Raw genomic sequence first — 20310 nt, 5'->3', positions numbered from 1 at the left:
TTGTACATTGTGTATTAATTTTTATCTTTGAAAACAAAACGGAGAAAATCAGATACAATTCCATATGGCTACATTCGAAGTAGAAGGCGGGGCGCCGTTGCACGGCGAAATTACTCCTCAGGGGGCCAAAAACGAAGCGTTGCAAATTCTGTGTGCCACGTTGCTGACCCCGGAGAAGGTAACGGTGCGCAATGTGCCCGCAATTGTCGATGTTCTGCAACTGATCGAGTTGCTTGAGAAGATGGGGGTGAAAGTCGGACACCCGGCCGAGGATACCTATACGTTCGAGGCGCGTGAGATCGATTTCGGCTACCTGCAAAGTGAAGATTACCGGAAGCGTGCGGCCCGCTTGCGCGGATCGGTGATGATTATCGGGCCGCTGCTGGCACGGTTCGGCGAAGGGTATATTCCCAAACCGGGCGGTGACAAGATCGGCCGCCGCCGTCTCGATACCCATTTTATCGGATTCCAGAAATTGGGCGCACGGTTCGACTTCGATACGGGAACCTGTTTTTACAGCGTTGAGGGCAAACCCCTGCGCGGTTGCTATATGCTTCTCGACGAGGCGTCCGTGACCGGTACGGCCAATATTGTGATGGCCGCCGTGATGGCTGAAGGAACGACGACGATTTACAACGCGGCGTGCGAACCTTATGTGCAACAGCTCTGCCGAATGCTGAACCGGATGGGCGCGCGCATTTCGGGCATTGCCTCCAACCTGCTTACGATCGAGGGAGTGAAGGAGTTACACGGTACCGAGCATACGCTGCTGCCCGATATGATCGAGGTGGGCAGTTTTATCGGCATGGCCGCGATGACCCAGAGCGAGATTACGATTAAGAACGTTTCGTTCGACAATCTGGGGATTATCCCGGCACAGTTCGCCCGGATGGGAATCCGGTTCGAGCAGCGGGGCGATGACATCTATATTCCCCGGCAAGACCATTATGAGATCGAAAGTTTCATTGACGGATCGATTATGACCATTGCCGATGCGACCTGGCCGGGATTGACGCCCGATCTGCTGTCGGTATTCCTCGTGGTGGCTACCCAGGCTAAAGGTTCGGTGCTAATCCACCAAAAGATGTTCGAGAGCCGTCTCTTTTTCGTCGATAAACTGATCGACATGGGCGCGCAGATTATCCTGTGCGATCCGCACCGTGCGACGGTCATCGGGCATGACCGGAAAGTACGTTTGCGTGCGACACGGATGACTTCGCCTGATATCCGGGCAGGTGTCGCGCTGTTGATCGCTGCAATGTCGGCAGACGGCCGTTCCGTGATCCAGAATGTCGAACAGATCGACCGGGGTTATCAGAATATAGACGGACGCCTCAATGCGTTGGGGGCAAAAATCAAACGGCTGGACGGTTGCTGATCCTGGCGGCGTTCTACTTTTGATGTCGGTATCCGAGCTCCGACTTTCCGATCAGGAATGGATCTGCCTGCGATTGGGTGCGGGAACGAAGTGATCGGGTTCGCGTGAGAATGTTCGGAATCTTTCCGGCTTAATGTGTCAACAGAAGCATGAAAATATATAAGTTCGGCGGCGCATCGGTCCGCTCTGCGGAAGGGGTGGCTAATCTTTGCCGTATCGTAAAAGGCGAGCAAGGAGCGCTGTTCATTGTCGTGTCGGCAATGGGCAAAACGACCAATGCGTTGGAGTTGGTACTCGAAGATTTTATCGGCGGCAATACTGCGTCGGCACTGGACCGATTGCATGAAATCGAGCAATATCACCGGGAAATTATGGCAGGACTGCTTCATCAGGGAGAGGATTTCTCAGCCGATGGGATCAGTGCCGGTACGAACCGGGTGGGAGCATTGTTTTCCGAACTCGGAGGTTTACTTGCGGCAGCCTCTAAACGGGATGATTACGACAGTTGGTACGACCGGATCGTCAGTTATGGCGAATTGATCTCGACGACGATCGTATCCGGATATCTTGCGGCGCAGGGGGTGCCGAATCGCTGGCTCGATATGCGCCGTTGTTTTGTGACCGACAGCCGTCACCGCGAGGCCAATATCAATGTCGACCGTTCGACGCTTTTGTTGCGCCAGGCGGTTGATGCGTTTCCCGAGCAGGTCTTTGTCGCGCAGGGATTTATCGGTGCGACGCCCGGCGGCTGTCCGACGACGCTCGGGCGGGAGGGCTCGGATTATTCGGCCGCGATGGCAGGCTATATCCTCGGTGCCGACAGCGTAACGATCTGGAAAGATGTCGAGGGGGTACTGAACGCCGATCCGAGGCTTTTCAGCGATGCGGTTCACATTCCGCAGCTCACGTATCTCGATGCGATCGAATTGGCTTACAGCGGTGCGCAGGTGATTCATCCCAAAACGATTAAGCCTTTACAAAATAAGGGGATTCCGTTGTATGTCAAACCGTTCCTCGCACCGGATCACGCCGGGACGCTTATTTGCGGCCGGATCGACACTCCCATCGGGGTGCCGATCCTGATCCTCAAGCAGCGGCAGGTGTTGATTTCGATCCGTCCCAAGGATTTCTCTTTCGTGCTGGACGAATCGTTGCCCGAGATTTTCAGCGTCTTTAACCAATACCGCCAGAAGATTAACCTGATCCAGAGTTCGGCAGTCAACCTGAGCCTCTGTGTCGACGATTCGCGCTATCTGGAGCGGGTGGTCGATACGTTGCAGACAGGCTTTAGGGTCGTTTATAACAAAGGAATGGAGCTGCTGACGGTAAGGGGTTACGATGATGCGTCTTACCGCCGGTTCGCCGGTGCCGAAGGAGTTTACCTGGTGCAGAAGACCCGGCGGACGATGCGTGTCGTGCGGCTGGCCGGTTTGTCCGGTGTCAGCGCCGTTGTCGCAAAATGATATTTTTTTCGGTTGCCGCTCTATAGCTTGCCGGATTTCAAGGGCGACTTGTTGGGCAAAGGTGCTGAAGGTTAATGAAAAACCTGCAACTCGGGGGGGAGTTGCAGGTTTTTGTTTGGAGGCAAAGGGAGTTATTCGTCCTTGTCTGTATCGGCGTAAGCCTTGAGCAGTTTATCCTGTACTTCTGCCGGGACCTGTTCGTAGGAAGAAAATTTCATCGAATAGGTAGCGCGGCCATTGGTCAGCGAATTCAGCGTAGTCGAGTAGCGGTACATTTCCGAAAGCGGAACGCGTGCCACGAGGCGTTCGAATCCCTTGTCGCTGCTCATGCCCTCGATCATCGCACGGCGGTTCTGCAGGTCGCTCATCACGTCGCCCATTTTGTCCGACGGAACGAGGATCTCGACGCTGTAGATCGGTTCCATAATCTTCGCCCCGGCTTTTTTGAAGGCCTCTTTAAACGCATTGCGGCCCGCCAGTTTGAAGGACAATTCGTTTGAATCGACCGGGTGCATCTTACCGTCGTATACCACAACGCGGATATCGCGGGCATACGAACCCGTCAGCGGCCCCTCCTCCATCTTTTCCATGATACCTTTGAGGATCGCGGGCAGGAAGCGGGCGTCGATCGCTCCGCCGACAATAGCACTGTAGAAAACCAGTTTGCCGCCCCAGTCGAGAGCGACCTCTTCCTTGCTTTTGATATTTACCTGCAACTCTTTGCCGTCGATCTTGAATTTCGATGGTTCGGGCATCCCTTCCTGGTAAGGTTCGATTACGAGCCATACTTCGCCGAATTGTCCGGCTCCGCCCGATTGTTTTTTGTGCCTGTAATTGGCTGCGGCCACTTTAGTGATCGTTTCGCGGAACGGAATTTTCGGTGCGAAGTACTCCACCTCCATTTTATTGATGTTGGCCAATTGCCATTTGAGGATGTTGAGGTGGTGTTCGCCCTGCCCCTGCAGGATGATCTGTTTGAGCTCCTTGGAGTACTCCACGAGGATGGTCGGATCCTCGAAATTGGCGCGGTTGAGCAGTTCGCCCAGTTTTTCGTCTTCGCCCGTTTTGACGGCTTTGACCGCTACGCGGTAACGCGGTTCCGGGAAGCGAATCGGATCGATTTCGATGTTCGAACCGGGTGTCGAAAGGGTTTGGTTCGTGCGGGTGCCTTTGAGTTTGACGGTGCAGCCGATATCGCCGGCCATCATTTCAGTCACTTTTACACGGTTTTTGCCTGCCACGGCGAATAGTTGCGAGATCTTCTCTTTGTTGCCCGTCTTCGAGTTGACCAGCTCCATACCTTCGGTCACCTTGCCCGAAACCACCCGGAAATAGGTCACCTCGCCCAAGTGGGGTTCGACGGTGGTTTTGAAGACGAACAATGCCGTCGGTCCGTTGCTGTCGGGCTCGATTTCGCGGCCGTCCACCGTAACGAAATTGGGCGCTTTGAGCGGTCCGGGAGCTACGTTGATGATGAATTCCATCAGCCGCTTCGCACCGATATCGCGTTTGCCCGACGCGCAGAATACCGGAATCAGGTCGCGTTTGGCAAGGCCCAGTTTCAGGCCGGAGCGAAGTTCGTCCTGTGTCAGCACTCCTTTTTCAAAATAGAGCTCCATCAGCGCTTCGTCATTCTCAGCGGCCGCTTCGGTCAGGATGCGGTTCAGTTCCGTCGCGCGTTCCATCTCTTCGGCCGGAATATCGAGCTCTTCGCGGATGCCCGTATCGCCTTTGAATTTATACATCTTCATCAACAGGACGTCGATAAAGGCGTTGAAATCCGGGCCGGGGTTTACCGGATATTGCACCACGACGGGCGTTACCTGCGATGCGGCGCGGATCGAATCGAGCGAAGCCTCCCACGAAGCTTTCTCGCTGTCGAGCTGGTTGATTACCGCGATGATCGGTTTGTCGTGCGAGCGGGCATAGCGGGCCTGGATTTCGGAACCCACTTCGAAGCCGTTCTGCGCATTGATCAGCATGACGCCGACGTCGGCTACCTTGAAAGCCGAGAAAAGGCCGCCGCAGAAGTCGTCAGCGCCCGGAGTGTCGATAATGTTGAGTTTGTATCCGTTGTATTCGGCGAACAGAAGCGTCGGATAGATCGACCGCTTGTAGATGTGTTCGATGTCGGTGTAGTCCGACAGCGTGCTGTCGGTTTCGATCGAGCCCCTGCGGTCGATTACTTTGCCGTCGAATGCCATCGCCTCGGCCAGGGTGGTCTTCCCCGAGCCCGAGGCGCCGAGTAGGACTACGTTTTTAATCTCGTTGGTAGGATACGTTTTCATCTGGTTATCGTTTTAGGGTTTTCGGTTGCATGTTGGATGAAACGTAGGCGCCTCCGGCGAAACGATACCGGGAGTGTCGCGTTGGCGCCCGGATAAAAACAGCTCCCTAAATATAAATAAAATATCGACAAATCGCAAAGTCTCCATCCATTTTGTACGGGTGAAACCGTTGTTTTTTCACCGGGCAGGAAAACAGGGGTGGCCGGAAAAATATCAGCGGATACACAACCGCGGGGCTGGTTCCGGAAGTGCGGATTGCGGTAAGCGGAACCTGTACGAGATGCGACACGCGGGATAAAAAACCGGAAGCAGGATTCCTGCTTCCGGTTTTCATAGTGTCGGTTAAAATCAGAGGTTTATTTCATAGCCTCTTCTACGGCCACGGCTACGGCTACCGAAGCGCCGACCATCGGGTTGTTGCCCATGCCGAGGAAACCCATCATCTCTACGTGTGCGGGAACCGACGAAGAGCCTGCGAACTGAGCGTCCGAGTGCATGCGGCCCATCGTGTCGGTCATACCGTACGAAGCGGGACCGGCAGCCATGTTGTCGGGATGCAGGGTGCGGCCCGTACCGCCGCCCGAAGCGACCGAGAAATATTTTTTACCCAGTTCGGTGCACTCCTTTTTATAGGTGCCGGCTACCGGATGCTGGAAACGGGTCGGGTTGGTCGAGTTACCGGTGATCGATACGTCCACACCCTCTTTGTGCATGACGGCTACGCCTTCGCGCACGTCATCCGCGCCGTAGCAGCGTACTTTCGCACGCAGACCTTTCGAATAAGGCGTTTCCTTGACGATGTTCAGTTTGCCGGTAGCGTAGTCGAATTCAGTCTGGACATAGGTAAAACCGTTGATACGCGAAATGATCATCGCCGCATCTTTGCCCAAACCGTTCAGGATCACGCGCAGCGGTTGCTTGCGTACTTTGTTGGCCATTTCGGCGATCTTGATTGCGCCTTCGGCGGCGGCGAACGATTCGTGCCCGGCCAGGAATGCGAAACACTGCGTCTCTTCGCGCAGCAGGCGGGCAGCCAGGTTACCGTGGCCGATACCCACTTTGCGGTCGTCGGCTACAGAGCCGGGGATGCAGAAGGCCTGCAGGCCTTCACCGATGGCCTCGGCAGCGTCGGCTGCGTTTTTACAGCCTTTTTTGATGGCGATCGCGGCACCGGCCACATAGGCCCATTTGGCGTTTTCAAAGCAGATCGGCTGTGTCTCTTCGCACATTTTGTAAGGGTCGATCCCCTTGGCCTCGCAGATGGCTTTAGCCTCTTCGAGGTTTTTGATGCCGTATTTGGCAAGCGCGGCGTTGATCTGGTCGATGCGGCGCTCGTAACTTTCAAATAAATTAGCCATTATACTTTTGTTTTTTAAGTTCGGGGAAATCGGTTACTCTTTGCGCGGGTCGATGTATTTAGCGGCCTCGGCGAAACGGCCGTAGCTGCCTTTGGCTTTTTCAAGCGCTTCGTTGGCATCCACGCCCTTTTTGATCATGTCCATCATCTTGCCCAGGTGGATGAACTCATAGCCGATCACCTCGTCGTTCTCGTCGAGGGCCATGCGGGTGCAATAGCCTTCGGCCATTTCGAGGTAGCGGGTGCCTTTGGCCACGGTGCCGAACATCGTGCCGACCTGGCTGCGAAGTCCTTTGCCCAAGTCCTCGAGCGAGGCGCCTATGGGAAGTCCTCCTTCGGAGAAAGCCGATTGAGTACGGCCGTAAACGATCTGCAGGAACAGTTCGCGCATGGCGGTGTTGATCGCGTCGCACACCAGGTCGGTGTTGAGTGCCTCGAGCAGCGTTTTGCCCGGAAGGATCTCCGATGCCATCGCAGCCGAGTGGGTCATGCCCGAGCAGCCGAGCGTCTCGATCAGCGCTTCCTGGATGATGCCGTCTTTGATGTTGAGGGTCAGCTTGCAGGCTCCCTGCTGCGGGGCGCACCAGCCCACACCGTGCGTCAGGCCCGAGATGTCTTTGATCTCTTTGGAACGTACCCATTTCCCCTCTTCGGGAATCGGGGCCGACGGGTGGTTGGCACCCTTCTTCACGCAGCACATCTGCTGCACTTCATGTGTGTAGATCATAACGTTGATTTATTATGCGTTAATATGTTGGTGTAGTTTGTGTCGTTTTCTTTAAAGCCTTTCATAGGCTTCGGACGGTTGCGGCGCCGAGCCAGACCGCCCCGATACCGAGCACCAGACTGGCCCCGGCATACAGGGCTGCCGGCACCCAGTTCCCGTCGCGCAGCATTGCAAAATTCTCCAGTGCAAAGGTAGAAAAAGTGGTGAAACCGCCGCAAAATCCTACCACGAGAAAGGCCCTCAGCTCCGGCCCCATCCATCCGTGCCGGTCGAAAAGTCCGTACAGCATTCCGATGGCGAGGCATCCGAGCAGGTTGACGGCCAACGTCCCGTACGGAAACGACGAAGAGGTACTTCCCTGTACCCAACGGGTCAGCAGGTAACGGGCGATGCCTCCCAGGCAACTGCCCATGCCGATGAAGATTAAAGTCCGGATCATATCCTTAGCTTGTTTCAACCTACAACAGAATACGGCTCAAAGCCCTGTAGGTATCATCAGCGCACCCGGCCGGGCGGCGGTTCAAGGCAGATACCATTGCCTGTACTTCCGGCGCAAAGATAGGGTTTTTCTTTGGAAAAAGGTTCAGGACCCTTATAAGAAAGCATTTTGAGACGGATATAGTTGGTCGCACCGGCGGGTGGAACTGCAAACGCCTGTACAAACCTGAATTGGGGTATATTTATCTGTAACTTATATACAAATCCGTTTACCGGGATGTTCTATTTTTGTACGGGAGAAGAATTAGAACCTGCCCGGGAGTGGGAAAAGAGGTTTATTCAATAATGTCGTCGAATAGTCAGGCATCAAATCGAGAAGCGATGAAAAGAGGATTGATTATGTTTTTGCTGGCTGTCTTTACTTGGCCGGCTGTCGCGCAGGAAGTTCAAAAAGAGGATACTATGGACAGAATCGAGCTTTGCAGGAAAAACTATACCGCCCTGTTCGGGGGTGAGGCGCTTACGGGAACGGGGACGGATCCGGAGTTGATGGATATTCTCCAGAAATACATTTTCGGGGAAGTTTTCGCTGTGGGCGATCTCGACCTGAAGACCCGCGAACTGATTACTTGTACGGTGCTGTCGGTGATGCAGACCCTGCCCCAGCTCAAAGCCCATGCAGCAGCAGCTCTCACGGTGGGTGTCACGCCCGTCGAACTGCGTGAGGCAGTCTATCAGTGCGCACCGTTTGTCGGTTTTCCGAAGACACTGAATGCCGTCAGCGTTGTCAATGAAGTATTCCGGGAGCGGGGTATCTCTCTGCCGTTGGAAGCACAGGGGACGGTTACCGAGGCGGATCGTTACCGGCGGGGGGCGACCATCCAACATCGGCTTTATGGCGATGAGGCCGGGCAAAAGACAACATACGTGCCGGGCGGCGTGGGTGGAGATGTGGCGCGTTTGCTGACCGGGTTCTGCTTCGGGGATTTTTATACCCGGCAGGGCCTCGATTTGAAAACGCGTGAATTACTGGTGTTCTGTATGCTTACCACGTTGGAGGCCGATGGTCTGCTTCGTTCGCATGTTTCCGGCAACCTGGAACTCGGGAATACTCCCGAGATACTGGCTGCTGCAGTTATACAGTGCATGCCTTATATAGGGCTGCCACCCGCGGCAAAGGCGCTGGATGCGCTAAAATCGGCCGATCAACTGCCCAAACCGGTGCAGGCGTCTCCAAGCCGGGACAACAAAGTCCGGTTGTCGCGGATCACTGTCGATCCGGAACGGCTGGCCGAATACAACGTTTACCTCGAAGAGGAGATCGAGGCCTCGATGCGGTTGGAACCGGGTGTATTGGCTCTTTATGCCGTAGCTGACAAAGAACGGCCGAATGAGATTACCATTCTCGAAATTTATGCCGATGAAGCCGCTTATCAAACGCATATTGCCACACCTCATTTTCGAAAATACAAACAGGGTACGCTCGATATGGTGCAGTCGCTCTCGCTGGTCGATACACGGTCGTTGATTCCCGGCCTGAAAATCAAATGACGGTATTTGCCAACAGGTCTGTAAAAAACAGTTATCCCGAGTCCGAGGCATGGCAAAATCCCCGGGCCGGGATAACCGGTACAGGTAATCGTGTAGTTACAATACGGTTTTGAAATCTTCCGGATAGTTTAAATCCTGTGTGATTCCTTCGCCGTAAATCCGGATCCACGAGCGGAAACCTGGTTCGCCTTCGGTCAGTTCGATGACCCGGGCTCCGCTGGGTTTCAGGTCGTTGTATACCGTGTCGCAACCGCCGAAACGGCCGAACATCAGGAACATGCCGTTCCACTGCATCGCATAATCGTTGTCGTGGTCATGTCCGCACAGGATAGCCTGTACGTCCCCCATCTCTTTCAGGGATACGAACAGACCCGAATTTACATGCGGGGAATAGGGTTCTTCTCCGAAGTTGCCTTTCATCACGCGGCGCGTGTCCAGCCGGGTGGCATAGTTGTATTCGGGCAGCGGGATATGGAAAAATGCCAATGAAGGAACAGGTGTGCCTCCGTTGCGTTTTGTGAAAGCCTGGCTGTGGTTCCGGTACCAGGCGATCTGATCGAAATGGATGTAGTCGTATCCTTTGATTCCGGGCAGTTTGGAGTGGCGGTTGGAATCGAACAGGTAGAACACCCATTTTACGGTATCGTCGGTAGTGGACGAGAGGGTGATGATGTCGTTCGATACGCCGTATATCTCTTTGACCGGCGTATTGATATTGCAGGGAATGCTTCTGATAATATCGAACACCTCCCGGCGGTTCTTGCCGAACTCCTCATCGTGATTCCCCAGCGTGACGGCGAACGGGATTTTCCGGTCGGCAATCAGACTCAGTATTTCACGCAGGGAGGCTTCCGCCGGTTTGCCGAATATGACGTCTCCTGTATGGATGACTAAATCGGGCCGCTCGGTATCGAGCATTTCCGCCACGTTTTTCAGTGCCCGTTCGGATCTCGGATCGCCCGATACATAGTGCGTATCGGTCAATTGCAGTATTTTGAATTTTCCGTTCGAATTGAATTTAAGATCGGGGAATTGCTCCTGTTTTTCGGGCATGTTTGTATTTGCGAGAATATTCACAGGCGCGACAGAAGCCGCTAAGCCTGCCATTCCGGCCAAAGCCGAACGTTTGAGGAATGTCCGGCGGTCCATGTTGTCGTTTACAGGGATGGTCCTATTTTCGGTTTTGGATTTTGAATCTTTAGTCATTGTACGCAATTCGTTTGGATTTCGAGGCTGTAATTATTTTGGCGTCCGTCGTACGTGTTAATTGCCTGCAGCGATAATCAACCCGATGCCTGCGACAAAGAGCGCGAACATCCATCCCAGGAGCCAGTCCACTCTGCGGCCGCCGCCACGGAACTCCTTCCAGACAAAAACGCCCCATAGCGCCGCCACCAACGTAGCACCCTGCCCCAGACCGTAGGAGATGGCGGCACCCGCTTTGCCGGCTGCAATCAGGTTGAGTGCGTTGCCCAATCCCCAGATCACTCCGCCCAGCACCCCGACCAGATGGATCGGGAATCCGCCTTTGAAGTAAGCCGATATCGAAACCGGAGTTCCGCTTACAGGACGTTTCATGGCGATACTGTTGAAAATGAACGTGCTGAGGAAGATTCCGACTGCAAAAACAACCATTGCCGAATAAGGCGTCATTTTACCGGCGGCCGGAGTTACAAAATTGTCCAGGTCCATCGAGGCGGCTACAAAGCGGTAGAAGAACGACATCAGCAATCCGGCCAGCAATGCGAGGACGATTCCCCGCGACGATGCCGCCGAACGGTTGCCCCGGGAAATCATTTTGTAAGCGATGCCGTTGAGTACGATGGCCACGATCACCAGGGCTACGCCTCCGAACAGCAGTACCGGATCGCCTTTGGCCGACCCGATGTAGTTGATCAGTACGCCCAGCACGAGCGCAAGGCCGATTCCCACCGGGAAGGCCACGGCCATACCTGCGACGGCAATCGCGGCCGAAAGCAGGATATTCGCCGCATTGAAGACGACGCCTCCCACAAAAGCACTGCCGATATTGCCCCAGCTGGCCTGCGCCAGATCGGGCAGAAACTTCCGCCCTTCTGTACCGCAACTGCCGACAGTCAATGCCCACACCAGTGAGAAGAGCAGGATGCCGATTACATAATCCCAATAGAATAGCTCGTAGCGCCATGTCTTGCCTGCAAGTTTTTGTGTATTGCCCCACGATCCCCAACAGAGCATCGTGATAAAACAGAAGAGGATGGCCAGCGGATAACTCTGAACGATGTACATAGCTGTATTTATAAGTTGGTTTTTCCTTTTTGTCCCCCGCCGGACATGCGAAAGGGGCGCACATTTGCAATTTTACGGATCTATTCCGGGAGCTTATTTTTTTTGCGGGGCGTCCCCGTAGATAATGATGCTGCCGATGGTCATCTTGGCATCCTTCTGCGGATTGAGCCATTTGAGGGTCGCCGTGTGCTCCCCGTTCGGAATGTCGAACGTGTAGGCTAGTTCGTTGCGGCGCTCCAGGTATCCGACCGGAAGTTTCGCCCGTTCGGCCACCTGGCCGTCGATGATCAATTCTACTTCGGCGACATAATCGCCCGGGCCGCTCACATGTCCGTTGATGAGGATACCCTTGCCGGTAAAGGCGAGATTCTCGATTTTCTGTTCCTGAATCTTTCTCCAACCGATTATTTTGGTCGGATAGAAACCGGGGAAACTGACCTCCAGCGGTGCGGCGACCGGCTGCTGAACCGCGATCGTCACACTGTCCCCCGTTACACTGCCGCCATTCCGCTCGATCATTCCCTGGGCCTGGCGGTAACTCATCTCGTAGAGGTCTGCGAGCGAGGCGTCGGTATGGCTTAGGTCGAGTCGCTCCACCGGCTGCAGTGCCGAGAGATATTGCTGCGGGATTTTGCTGTATCCGAACATCGTACCCAGGATACCTGCGGCGCTGGCCGGATTGCAGTCCGAATCCTGTCCGCAACGCATCGAGATATCCATTGTCCGGGTGAAATCGCCCTGTCCGTAGAGCAGCCCGATCACGATGTAAGCGGAGTTGATTTTCGCCTCGATGTTATAGGCATCGAATGCGGAACAGAAGTGATGTTCCTCCCATTTTTTCTCGATTTCGAACCAGGTCTGTTTCCAATCGTCGGGATACTGTTTGTGGAAACGGAGCACATCGGAGATGCACTTGTGGAATTCGCTTTCTGCCGGGATGGTTTTCAAGGCTTCGTTCACGACGAATTCTACATCGTCCGAAACGAAGGCCAGCGCATACATGGCGGCGACGTAGACGCCTCCGTAATAGCCGTCCCCGTAGTTCATGATGTGTCCGATCTTATCGCACACGCCGACTGCCGAATTGACCATGCCCGGGGCCATCAGCCCGGCGAAGTCGGCTTCGATCTGAAAGTCGATGTCGTTTGCATGGAAATTATTCTTCCAGTGGCCCGATTCAGGCGCCTTGATGCCGTTGAGCAGGTTGTAGCGGGCTGCCTGGTTGGCATGCCACAGCGAATATCCTGCATGCGCGAAGGCATCTGCGAAGGCGTCCACCGGGGCATCCAGTCCCAGGCTGTCGAAAACCTTCACGAAGGTGGCATCCATGTATACGTCGTCATATAGCCAGGGGGCTTTTTCGTACCACAATTTCATTATGGTATCGTTCCAGTCGATTTGTACATACTCCGGGATCAGGCTTCCCGTGTACTTGAATTCGGTCGGCCCTCCGTAAGTACAACCGATAGCCTGACCGGCCCAGCCGCCCTTGATCTTGTCGAGCAGCACCTCTTTCGACAGGGTTACATTTGCGGGTAGTTGAGCGTTGCCACCGGAACGGTGGCAGGACGATAAATAAATCGTCAGTAACGGTACGAGGAAAAGTAAACGTTTCATCAAGCTTTTCTGTTTAAGTGAATGATTTGAAAAGTTCTCATTTCGTCCGGGGAGGCTGTGACGGTATGTCGCAATGCATCGCCGAAAGGGACTGCGTATCGGCGGCGGAGTCCGCTATGGGGCGAACCCGCAGCGGGTTTATTTTGGCGCACTGGCCTGTTCGGGCCATAATTCGGCGATCCATTGCAGTATCAGTGTCTTCATGATTTCGTGGTAGGCGAAAGTATCCCGAAAGCCCCAACCGTGACCGCCGGAAGGAAAGATATACAGGGCGGTAAGCACCCGGTTTTCCCGCAGGGCTTCATAAAACATGATGGAGTTCCGGGGTTTTACGGTTCCGTCGTTATTCGACAGCAGGAGCAGGGTCGGCGGGGTTTGCGGCGTGACTTGCAATTCGTTTGAATAGTAGGTTTTCATTGTTTCGGTCGAGTCGGCTCCCAGCAGGTTTTGGACTGATCCCCGGTGGGCCCACCGGTCGTCGAACGATATGACCGGATAGAACAGGATGCCGAAAGCCGGGCGAGAGGTCGCTTCATAGCGGGTCAGCAGCGTTGCGGCGAGGTGTCCGCCGGCCGAAAAACCCATCACGCCGATTCGGGCGGTATCGATTTGCCACTCCCGGGCGTGTTCCCGGATCAGCCTCATGCCCTGTTTGGCATCTTCGAGCGGGATGCGGTGGTGTCCGTTGGGCATGCGGTATTTCAGCACCACGCCGGTGATGCCCTGTCCGGCCAGCCACGCGGCGAACGGGTCGCCCTCCTGCCGCATCGCGAGCGCACCGTATCCGCCGCCGGGTGCGATCAATACGGCTGTCCCGGTGTTCCGGGCCGCATCTGCCCGGTAGACCTTCAGTACCGGATAACTAACATTTGCCGTGAACCCTTTCGATCCTACCTTCGTTTCGGGGCCCGTCAGCCCGTTGTTCTCCGTGGGCGGGGTCGCCCACAGCGGGATTTCCAGGGAAAGCTCCTGCCCCCGCAGGGGCAGGGCTCCCAGAAACGCGAAACAGATGATGACTGCCGTTCTGATGCTGTTTTTCATGGTACGCGACGTTTATCTGGCAGCCCGGAAAGTTCGGTTCGGTTTGCATGAGACGGATGCTACAGCGTGCATGACCAGGTCTTGCTGGCATCTCCCGGAACGCTTCCCGAAATGGCTGTACAGTCTGGCTTTACTATTTTACGGGTTGCTTGTTCATGCTCTCCGCCTGCAGGCGGGCGTGGTCATCTACGCGCGGGGCATCCGAATAGACCAAAAGGTAGGTGAAATCGAAAGTCGCATCCGGCCTGGGATTTTTCCATTTGAGCGTCGCCTTATGTTTGCCTTTCGGGAGTTGGTACTTGTAGCAGATCTCCTGGCGGCGGTCATGGAATGCAACCGGCAGCTTGGCCTGCTCGACGAACTGCCCGTCGAGATAGAAATCCACTTCGGCTACGTAATTCTGGTCCTCGCACTGCAATTTCCCGCGGAACACGGCACCGGTGCCTTCGAATTCGATCGTGTCCAACTTCGTCATCGGTATATTCATCTCCCGGGCCTCTACCGGATAATGTCCTTCGAAAGATTGTTCGAGGCGTACCGGGACGGGATTCTGGCATTTGATGGTCACTTCGTCGCCTGAAACCGTGCCCCCGTTCCGCTGAATCATCTCCAGCGCGTGGCGGAAGCCGGTGTTGTAGACTTTATTCAGGGAGGTATGCGTGAAGGCGAAATCCATATCTTCCACCTCGCGCAGGTTTTTCATCCAGTATTCGGGGATGTTGCTGTATCCGATCATCGTGCCCAGGACGCCCGCCGCAGATGCCGGGTTGCAGTCCGAGTCCTGGCCGCAGCGGGTGGCGATATCCATCGTTTTGAAGAAGTCTTTTTCCCCGTACAGCAGTCCGATTACGATATAGGCGCTGTTGATGACGGCGTCGATGTTGAAAGAGCCGAATACGCCGCTGGGACAGCCCACGTCCTCGTTCCACTTCCGGGTGGCTTCGAACCAGGTCTGCTGCCAGTCGTCGGGGTATTGCTTGTGCCAGCCGATCACGTCGTTGATGCATTGGTAGAATTTGCTCTCCTTGGGAATCGTTTTCAGCGCCTCGGTCACCACGAACTCCATATCGTCCGAGACAAAAGCCAGCGCATACATCGCCCCGACATAAACCCCGCCGTACCAACCGTCGCCGTAGCACATGATATGTCCTACCTTATCCGAAATTTCGGATGCGCTGTTGGGCATTCCTGGATTCATCAGTCCTGCGAAATCGGCTTCGATCTGGAAGTCGAGGTCGTCTGCATGGGGGTTGTTGAGCCAGTGTCCCGACTCGGGGGGCATAATCCCGTTCAGGATGTTATAGCGGGCCGCCTGGTTTGCGTGCCACAGGCGGTATTCGGCCGTTGCGAAAGCCATCGCGATGGAATCCACCGGGGCATCGAGGCCGAGACGGTCGAATACCTCCACGAACGTCAGGTCCATATACACATCGTCGTACAGACTCGGGGAAGTTTCGTACCACCATTTGATATAACCGTCCGGCCACGGGATCGGGGTGTAATTCGTAATCATGCCGCCCTTGAAGTCGAATTCGGTGGGCCCTCCGTAGGAACATCCGATGGTTTGGCCGGCCCAGCCTCCCTTGATTTTATCGAGAAGCACCTCTTTCGACATAGTTACACTCTCGGGCAGCCGCGAGGAATTGCCGGAATGGTTACAGGACGACAGGAAAACCGCCAGCAGCGGTACAAAAACAAGTAAACGTTTCATCAAGGTTCTGTTATTTTAGGTTAATGTTTTATCGCGTTGACATTTCGTGCAGGTAAGGCAGTGACGGTTGCGCTCCCCGGCGCGTGACGGAAATCGCCGCTGCACGGTTGGCGAAGTCCAGTGCCTCATTCAACGGCCGGCCCTCGTTGAGCGCTACGGACAGCGCTCCGCAAAAGCAGTCCCCGGCCGCTGTGGTGTCGGTCGCCTTGACCCGTTTCGCAACGATTATTTCCGAATTTCCGCTCTCGCTGTCGTAAACGAACACGCCGTGGGCACCCATGGTGATGATTACGGTCCGGACCCCCATTTGCCCGATTTTCCCGGCCGCCGCCGCCGCACTTTCGTAATCGTTCACGGCGGTGCCCGAGATCAGTTCGGCTTCCGTCTGGTTCGGAATGAGGATGTCCACATGGGCCAGCAGTTCGGGCGGGAGTTGCTGTTTCGGAGCCGGGGCAGGGTTGAGGATTACCGTCGCGCCGTGCTGTTTCGCCATCCGGGCGACGTATTCGATCACCGGCATCGGAATTTCGAGTTGCATGAGGACGATGCCCGCCGAACGGATGATCTCTTCGACCGCGCCGAGTTCTTCGGGCGTCAGCGCGAGGTTGGCTCCCGAAGCCACCGAAATCATATTTTCCCCGCGGTCGTCTACCAAAATCATCGCGATGCCCGAGGGGTGCTCCGCATCGGTCAGGATACCGGCGGTATCGACTCCCTCGCGGGCCAGCGAAGCGACGGATTCCTCTCCGAAAGCGTCTTTCCCCACTTTGGCGATCATCCTCACGGAGGCGCCCAGCCGTGCGGCGGCTACCGCCTGGTTTGCGCCCTTGCCCCCCTGATTTTTGAAAAATACGCCGCCGAGCACCGTTTCGCCCGGACGCGGCAGTTTGCCGGATTTCACGGTCATGTCGGTGTTAATGCTTCCGACCACGACTATATGTTTGTTTTCGCTTTTCATCCTGCCCGTAATTATTCGTTTCCGCTTTTTTGTGAATGAATCGCCAGCTCGTGCGCAATTTGTTGCGCTAAAATAGGTCTGTTTATTTGCTCAAACGATTGTGCTTCTTCACAAGGGTAAAGAAAAATATTTATAATTCCAAATAATTCTCTTATCTTCGGTAAAATTTTATCCGGCTATGAGTCCAGAGAATAACCTGAAAAGTATTGCCAGACGCACTGGAGTTTCGATTTCGACTGTTTCGAGGGTGTTGAACGGCAAGCACGAACAATATCGCATCAGCGCGAAAACCGTCAAGCGGGTAATGGACGAAGCCAAACGCATCGATTACAAGCCGAGTATTCTTGCGCAAAGTTTGCGCACCAATAAAACCTACACGATCGGGCTGCTGATCCCCAGTATCGACAACCCTTATTTCGCTACGATCGCCAGTGAAATCGTCTTTGAAGCCAAGCGGTACGGCTACACCGTGATATTGCTCGATACGCTTGAGGATGAAGGTAACGAAAGCGAGTGTATCAATACGCTGCTGACCCGCAGCATCGACGGCATTATACTCGTTCCGTGCGGCGAGAGGCCGGAGAGCCTCGAAAAGATCGACGAACAAACCCCCATCGTCCTGATCGACCGCTATTTTGAGGATACTTCGCTTTCTTATATCTGCACGGATAATTACCGGGGAGCCCTGGATGGGGTCAAACTGCTGATCGAAAACGGCCACAAAGAGATTCTTTGCATCCGCGGCGTTCCCCATTCGATGCCCTCGAAAGAGCGGGTCAAAGGATATATCGATGCTTTGAGGGAGTCGGGTTTCGACACCCGGAGCCGTATCGCCGGCAACGACTACTCCATTACCAACGGATATCTGGAGACCAAGCTGGCTATCGGGAGCCCCGCCCGGCCCACCGCGATCTTCGCGCTGAGCAATACCATTATGCTCGGGGCGATCCGGGCGATCGGGGAATCTTCGCTGCGAATCCCGGACGATGTTTCGATCCTGTCGTTCGACAACAACCTATTTCTGGATTTCCTGCATCCGGCCGTCACCCGTATCTCGCAGCCGACCAAAGAGATCAGCCAGCTCGCGGTGAAGATCCTGATGGAACGGTTGAGCGATAAGCAATCGGTACCCCAGCAGATCAAACTCCCGGCGCAGATTATAGAGGGGAAGTCCGTAAAACGACTTTGAGAATGTCCCGGATATCGTATGGCGAGTCGGTATTGCCGCCAGGATGCTGCGGGCCGTTGACCGATCCACCCGGGTTTATTCTTGCAGGATCGCGTTCGCCGGATTGGCGGTTGCCGCGTGCCAGCTTTGCCACGAGACGGCGATCCCGGACAGGAGCAGGACGGTTATCCCGGCACCGGCGAAAATCCACCAGTCGAGGCTCGTTTTGTAAGCGAAATTCCGGAGCCATCGTTGCAGGATGATATAGGCGGCCGGAGTGGCGACCGCGAACGCCGATACGATCAGCCATATAAAGCTGCGGTTCAGCCTCAGGATGATTTCGCCCGATCGGGCGCCGTTCACTTTGCGGATGCCGATCTCCTTGGTCCGGAGCTTGATGATGAAGGCCATGTAGATAATCAGGCCGAGGTTGGCGATCAGCAGGCACAGCAAAGAGAAAATGCGGACCAGTTTCCCTGCGTTCAGCTCGTTGCGGAATATCTGGCCGTACACGTCGCCGATGAACGCATAGCGGGCCGGGTAATCGGGGAAAATCTCTTTCCAGACGTTGTTGAAGGTCTCCAGGGCCCTGGGTTGGTCGGGGTTGAGCCGGACCATGATGTTGTGCAGGAACAGCGGACGTTGCATGATGATCATAGGGATCGATTCCTCGCGCATGCTGGTGTAGTTGAAGTCGTTGGTCACGCCGCAGACGACTCCCTGCGGGATGTAGCCGACCGCTTCGTGTTCGATCCGCAGGGTCTTGCCTATGATCTCCTCGGGAGAGTCGTATCCCAGCGCTTTAAGTCCCTTCCGGTTGACCATGTATTCTTCCTGCAGGTTTGTGGATTTCTGGTCGTCGGCTAATTATTTCGGATTTGCAAACTGTTTTGGGAAAGGGTATGCCGGGTTTTATAAATTTTATATAATAGTTTTGCAGGAATGCGGCGTAGCGTTTTAATCTTTCATGCTTGGCATATTCTTTGACCGAACTTTCGGATTATATTTGAAATCACCGTTAATGCCGCCACAGGACGTTTATGACTGAAATAAACACAACGATCAGGCCTGCCTGTGAGACTTGCCGTGCCGGTTGCCAAAGCAATCGCCGCCGCTTTTGGGTCCAGGTATTCCAGCCCGGTGCGCAAATCGATTTTGACTCTGAGTCCGGACATTTATTGTTCATCATCGGCGGAGAGATCGAAATCGTCCATGCGGAAGGTACTGACATAGGTAAGCAGGATGAAATGGTTTTACTCGGCTATAACCGGGAGTATCGTGTCATGGCGCTGACCCAGGTCAAACTGTTCGTGATCAATTTCACGACCCATTATCATGTATGCGACGATATACAAGCCGAGAACGTATGGAAGAGCATCCGGTCTGTAAAGTATCAGTTCAATACGTTGGAAATGAAACCGGCCATGCGTCGTTTTGCGGAATCGGTCATGTATTACCTGGAACAGGGGGCGTGCTGTAACCACCTGTATGATGCGAAAGCCATTGAAATTTCAGTTATATACAGGTTGTTTTATCCCGCAGAAGAATTGGCACGGTTCTTCTATCCGGTTTTATATAAGGACCTCGCTTTTGATACCCTGGTCCGGAGAAACTATGAGCATGCCAAGACGGTACAGGAACTGGCCAACCTTTGCGGTTATAGTCTCCCCAATTTCAAAAAACTGTTCACCAAACACTTCGATGTACCGCCTTACCGGTGGATGCTGCAGCAAAAGAGTGCTAAAATCAAGAACCGCCTTTTAGATAAAACGGTGCCGATCAAGGCTATTGCAGCCGAATTCGGTTTTACCGATCAATCGCACCTGAATGCCTATTGCAAGCAGTATTTCAATGCCACTCCGCTCCAGATCCGGAATCGTTACACCGACAAATCGGATCAATAAATCACGGGAATATTCGATTTTACAAGAGTAATAGCTGTTTCTCCCAAAGGAGCGTCTACAATGTAGGATCCATGATGGTTCGTTTGTGAGCTATCCTTCGCATGCCGGATTTTTCAAGCGATGGACGACCCCAACGACCTTGTATTCGCCGGTGGGAGCGGTTGGCTGGCCGGCAGAGACCACGACTTCGAGTACCAATGTTTGTCCGCCCGGCTACCAGATTACCAATGCCAACGGAACGACCGTCTATTCGCATCCAACCAACCAATTCTATTCGTTGTACGCAACGGAGAATACCAGAGGAATAGGAATTTCAGGTTTGTATGCGGATGGATATTTCGACTGATGGGCGATTCAAGTGAGTCAGCAAGGTGCGGGACAGTTGGTGGAAAGATTTTTGAAAAACACTTGGGTCGACGAACCTACGGATTTGCGGTCGTA

At 54.4% G+C, this 20310-nt stretch carries 16 protein-coding genes and 1 riboswitch; of the genes, 5 read left to right on the top strand and 11 right to left on the bottom strand.

Going from position 1 to position 20310, the window contains the following annotated elements:
* The first annotated feature begins 64 nt into the window (after window positions 1-64).
* Entirely contained in the window at window positions 65-1378 is a 1314-nt protein-coding gene (murA, locus tag NQ495_RS07115) for a UDP-N-acetylglucosamine 1-carboxyvinyltransferase (RefSeq protein WP_009133640.1), read from the top strand.
* Window positions 1379-1527: 149 nt separating this feature from the next.
* Complete coding sequence (locus NQ495_RS07110) at window positions 1528-2841, top strand: aspartate kinase (RefSeq protein WP_009133641.1); 1314 nt, start codon at window positions 1528-1530, stop codon at window positions 2839-2841.
* A gap of 131 nt (window positions 2842-2972) precedes the next feature.
* Here the strand turns inward: NQ495_RS07110 and NQ495_RS07105 are convergent, their stop codons facing one another.
* From NQ495_RS07105 to crcB, 4 genes are all read right to left on the bottom strand, one after another.
* On the bottom strand, window positions 2973-5129 hold the full coding sequence (locus NQ495_RS07105) for an elongation factor G (protein WP_009133642.1): 2157 nt from the start codon (window positions 5127-5129) through the stop codon (window positions 2973-2975).
* A 356-nt stretch (window positions 5130-5485) separates the two neighbouring features.
* Window positions 5486-6487, bottom strand: a complete 1002-nt coding sequence (locus NQ495_RS07100; RefSeq protein WP_009133643.1) for a GGGtGRT protein — start codon at window positions 6485-6487, stop codon at window positions 5486-5488.
* Window positions 6488-6520: 33 nt separating this feature from the next.
* On the bottom strand, window positions 6521-7213 hold the full coding sequence (locus NQ495_RS07095) for an iron-sulfur cluster assembly scaffold protein (RefSeq protein WP_009133644.1): 693 nt from the start codon (window positions 7211-7213) through the stop codon (window positions 6521-6523).
* Between the two features lie 61 nt (window positions 7214-7274).
* A complete protein-coding gene (gene crcB / locus NQ495_RS07090) occupies window positions 7275-7652 on the bottom strand; it encodes a fluoride efflux transporter CrcB (RefSeq protein ID WP_009133645.1) in 378 nt (125 codons plus the stop codon).
* Window positions 7653-7692: 40 nt separating this feature from the next.
* Window positions 7693-7762, bottom strand: a riboswitch (Fluoride riboswitch).
* Window positions 7763-8032: 270 nt separating this feature from the next.
* Here crcB and NQ495_RS07085 point away from each other — a divergent pair.
* Window positions 8033-9202, top strand: a complete 1170-nt coding sequence (locus NQ495_RS07085; protein ID WP_040294172.1) for a carboxymuconolactone decarboxylase family protein — start codon at window positions 8033-8035, stop codon at window positions 9200-9202.
* Between the two features lie 96 nt (window positions 9203-9298).
* On the opposite strand, the gene NQ495_RS07080 is transcribed toward NQ495_RS07085, so the two are convergent.
* The 6 genes from NQ495_RS07080 to rbsK all read right to left on the bottom strand — a co-directional run bounded on the left by NQ495_RS07080 (window position 9299) and on the right by rbsK (window position 16797).
* Window positions 9299-10408, bottom strand: a complete 1110-nt coding sequence (locus tag NQ495_RS07080; RefSeq protein ID WP_009133647.1) for a metallophosphoesterase family protein — start codon at window positions 10406-10408, stop codon at window positions 9299-9301.
* Between the two features lie 57 nt (window positions 10409-10465).
* The gene (locus NQ495_RS07075) at window positions 10466-11470 is read right to left on the bottom strand and encodes a GRP family sugar transporter (protein WP_009133648.1); all 1005 of its coding nucleotides are present in this window, start codon (window positions 11468-11470) and stop codon (window positions 10466-10468) included.
* Window positions 11471-11563: 93 nt separating this feature from the next.
* Window positions 11564-13087 (bottom strand): ADP-ribosylglycohydrolase family protein, encoded by a 1524-nt coding sequence (locus NQ495_RS07070; protein WP_009133649.1) that lies wholly within the window; start codon window positions 13085-13087, stop codon window positions 11564-11566.
* A 138-nt stretch (window positions 13088-13225) separates the two neighbouring features.
* On the bottom strand, window positions 13226-14128 hold the full coding sequence (locus tag NQ495_RS07065; RefSeq protein ID WP_009133650.1) for an alpha/beta hydrolase: 903 nt from the start codon (window positions 14126-14128) through the stop codon (window positions 13226-13228).
* A gap of 133 nt (window positions 14129-14261) precedes the next feature.
* Window positions 14262-15839, bottom strand: coding sequence for an ADP-ribosylglycohydrolase family protein (locus tag NQ495_RS07060; RefSeq protein ID WP_009133651.1), 1578 nt, complete (start codon window positions 15837-15839; stop codon window positions 14262-14264).
* Window positions 15840-15867: 28 nt separating this feature from the next.
* Window positions 15868-16797 (bottom strand): ribokinase, encoded by a 930-nt coding sequence (gene rbsK / locus NQ495_RS07055; protein WP_009133652.1) that lies wholly within the window; start codon window positions 16795-16797, stop codon window positions 15868-15870.
* Between the two features lie 178 nt (window positions 16798-16975).
* Here rbsK and NQ495_RS07050 point away from each other — a divergent pair, with 178 nt between their 5' ends.
* Window positions 16976-17986 carry a LacI family DNA-binding transcriptional regulator gene (locus tag NQ495_RS07050; RefSeq protein ID WP_009133653.1) on the top strand — a complete coding sequence of 337 codons (1011 nt, stop codon included), beginning with the start codon at window positions 16976-16978 and terminating at the stop codon, window positions 17984-17986.
* Between the two features lie 75 nt (window positions 17987-18061).
* On the opposite strand, the gene NQ495_RS07045 is transcribed toward NQ495_RS07050, so the two are convergent.
* Window positions 18062-18790: an ABC transporter permease gene (locus NQ495_RS07045; RefSeq protein WP_009133654.1), complete on the bottom strand. Its 729-nt coding sequence runs from the start codon at window positions 18788-18790 to the stop codon at window positions 18062-18064.
* A gap of 353 nt (window positions 18791-19143) precedes the next feature.
* On the opposite strand from NQ495_RS07045, the gene NQ495_RS07040 reads away from it, so the two are divergent.
* Entirely contained in the window at window positions 19144-19869 is a 726-nt protein-coding gene (locus tag NQ495_RS07040; RefSeq protein ID WP_040294173.1) for a helix-turn-helix domain-containing protein, read from the top strand.
* Window positions 19870-20310 lie beyond the last annotated feature (441 nt).

This window comes from Alistipes indistinctus YIT 12060 (genome assembly GCF_025144995.1).
GTDB lineage: Bacteria > Bacteroidota > Bacteroidia > Bacteroidales > Rikenellaceae > Alistipes_A > Alistipes_A indistinctus.
This window is presented reverse-complemented; position numbering and strand designations above follow the sequence as displayed.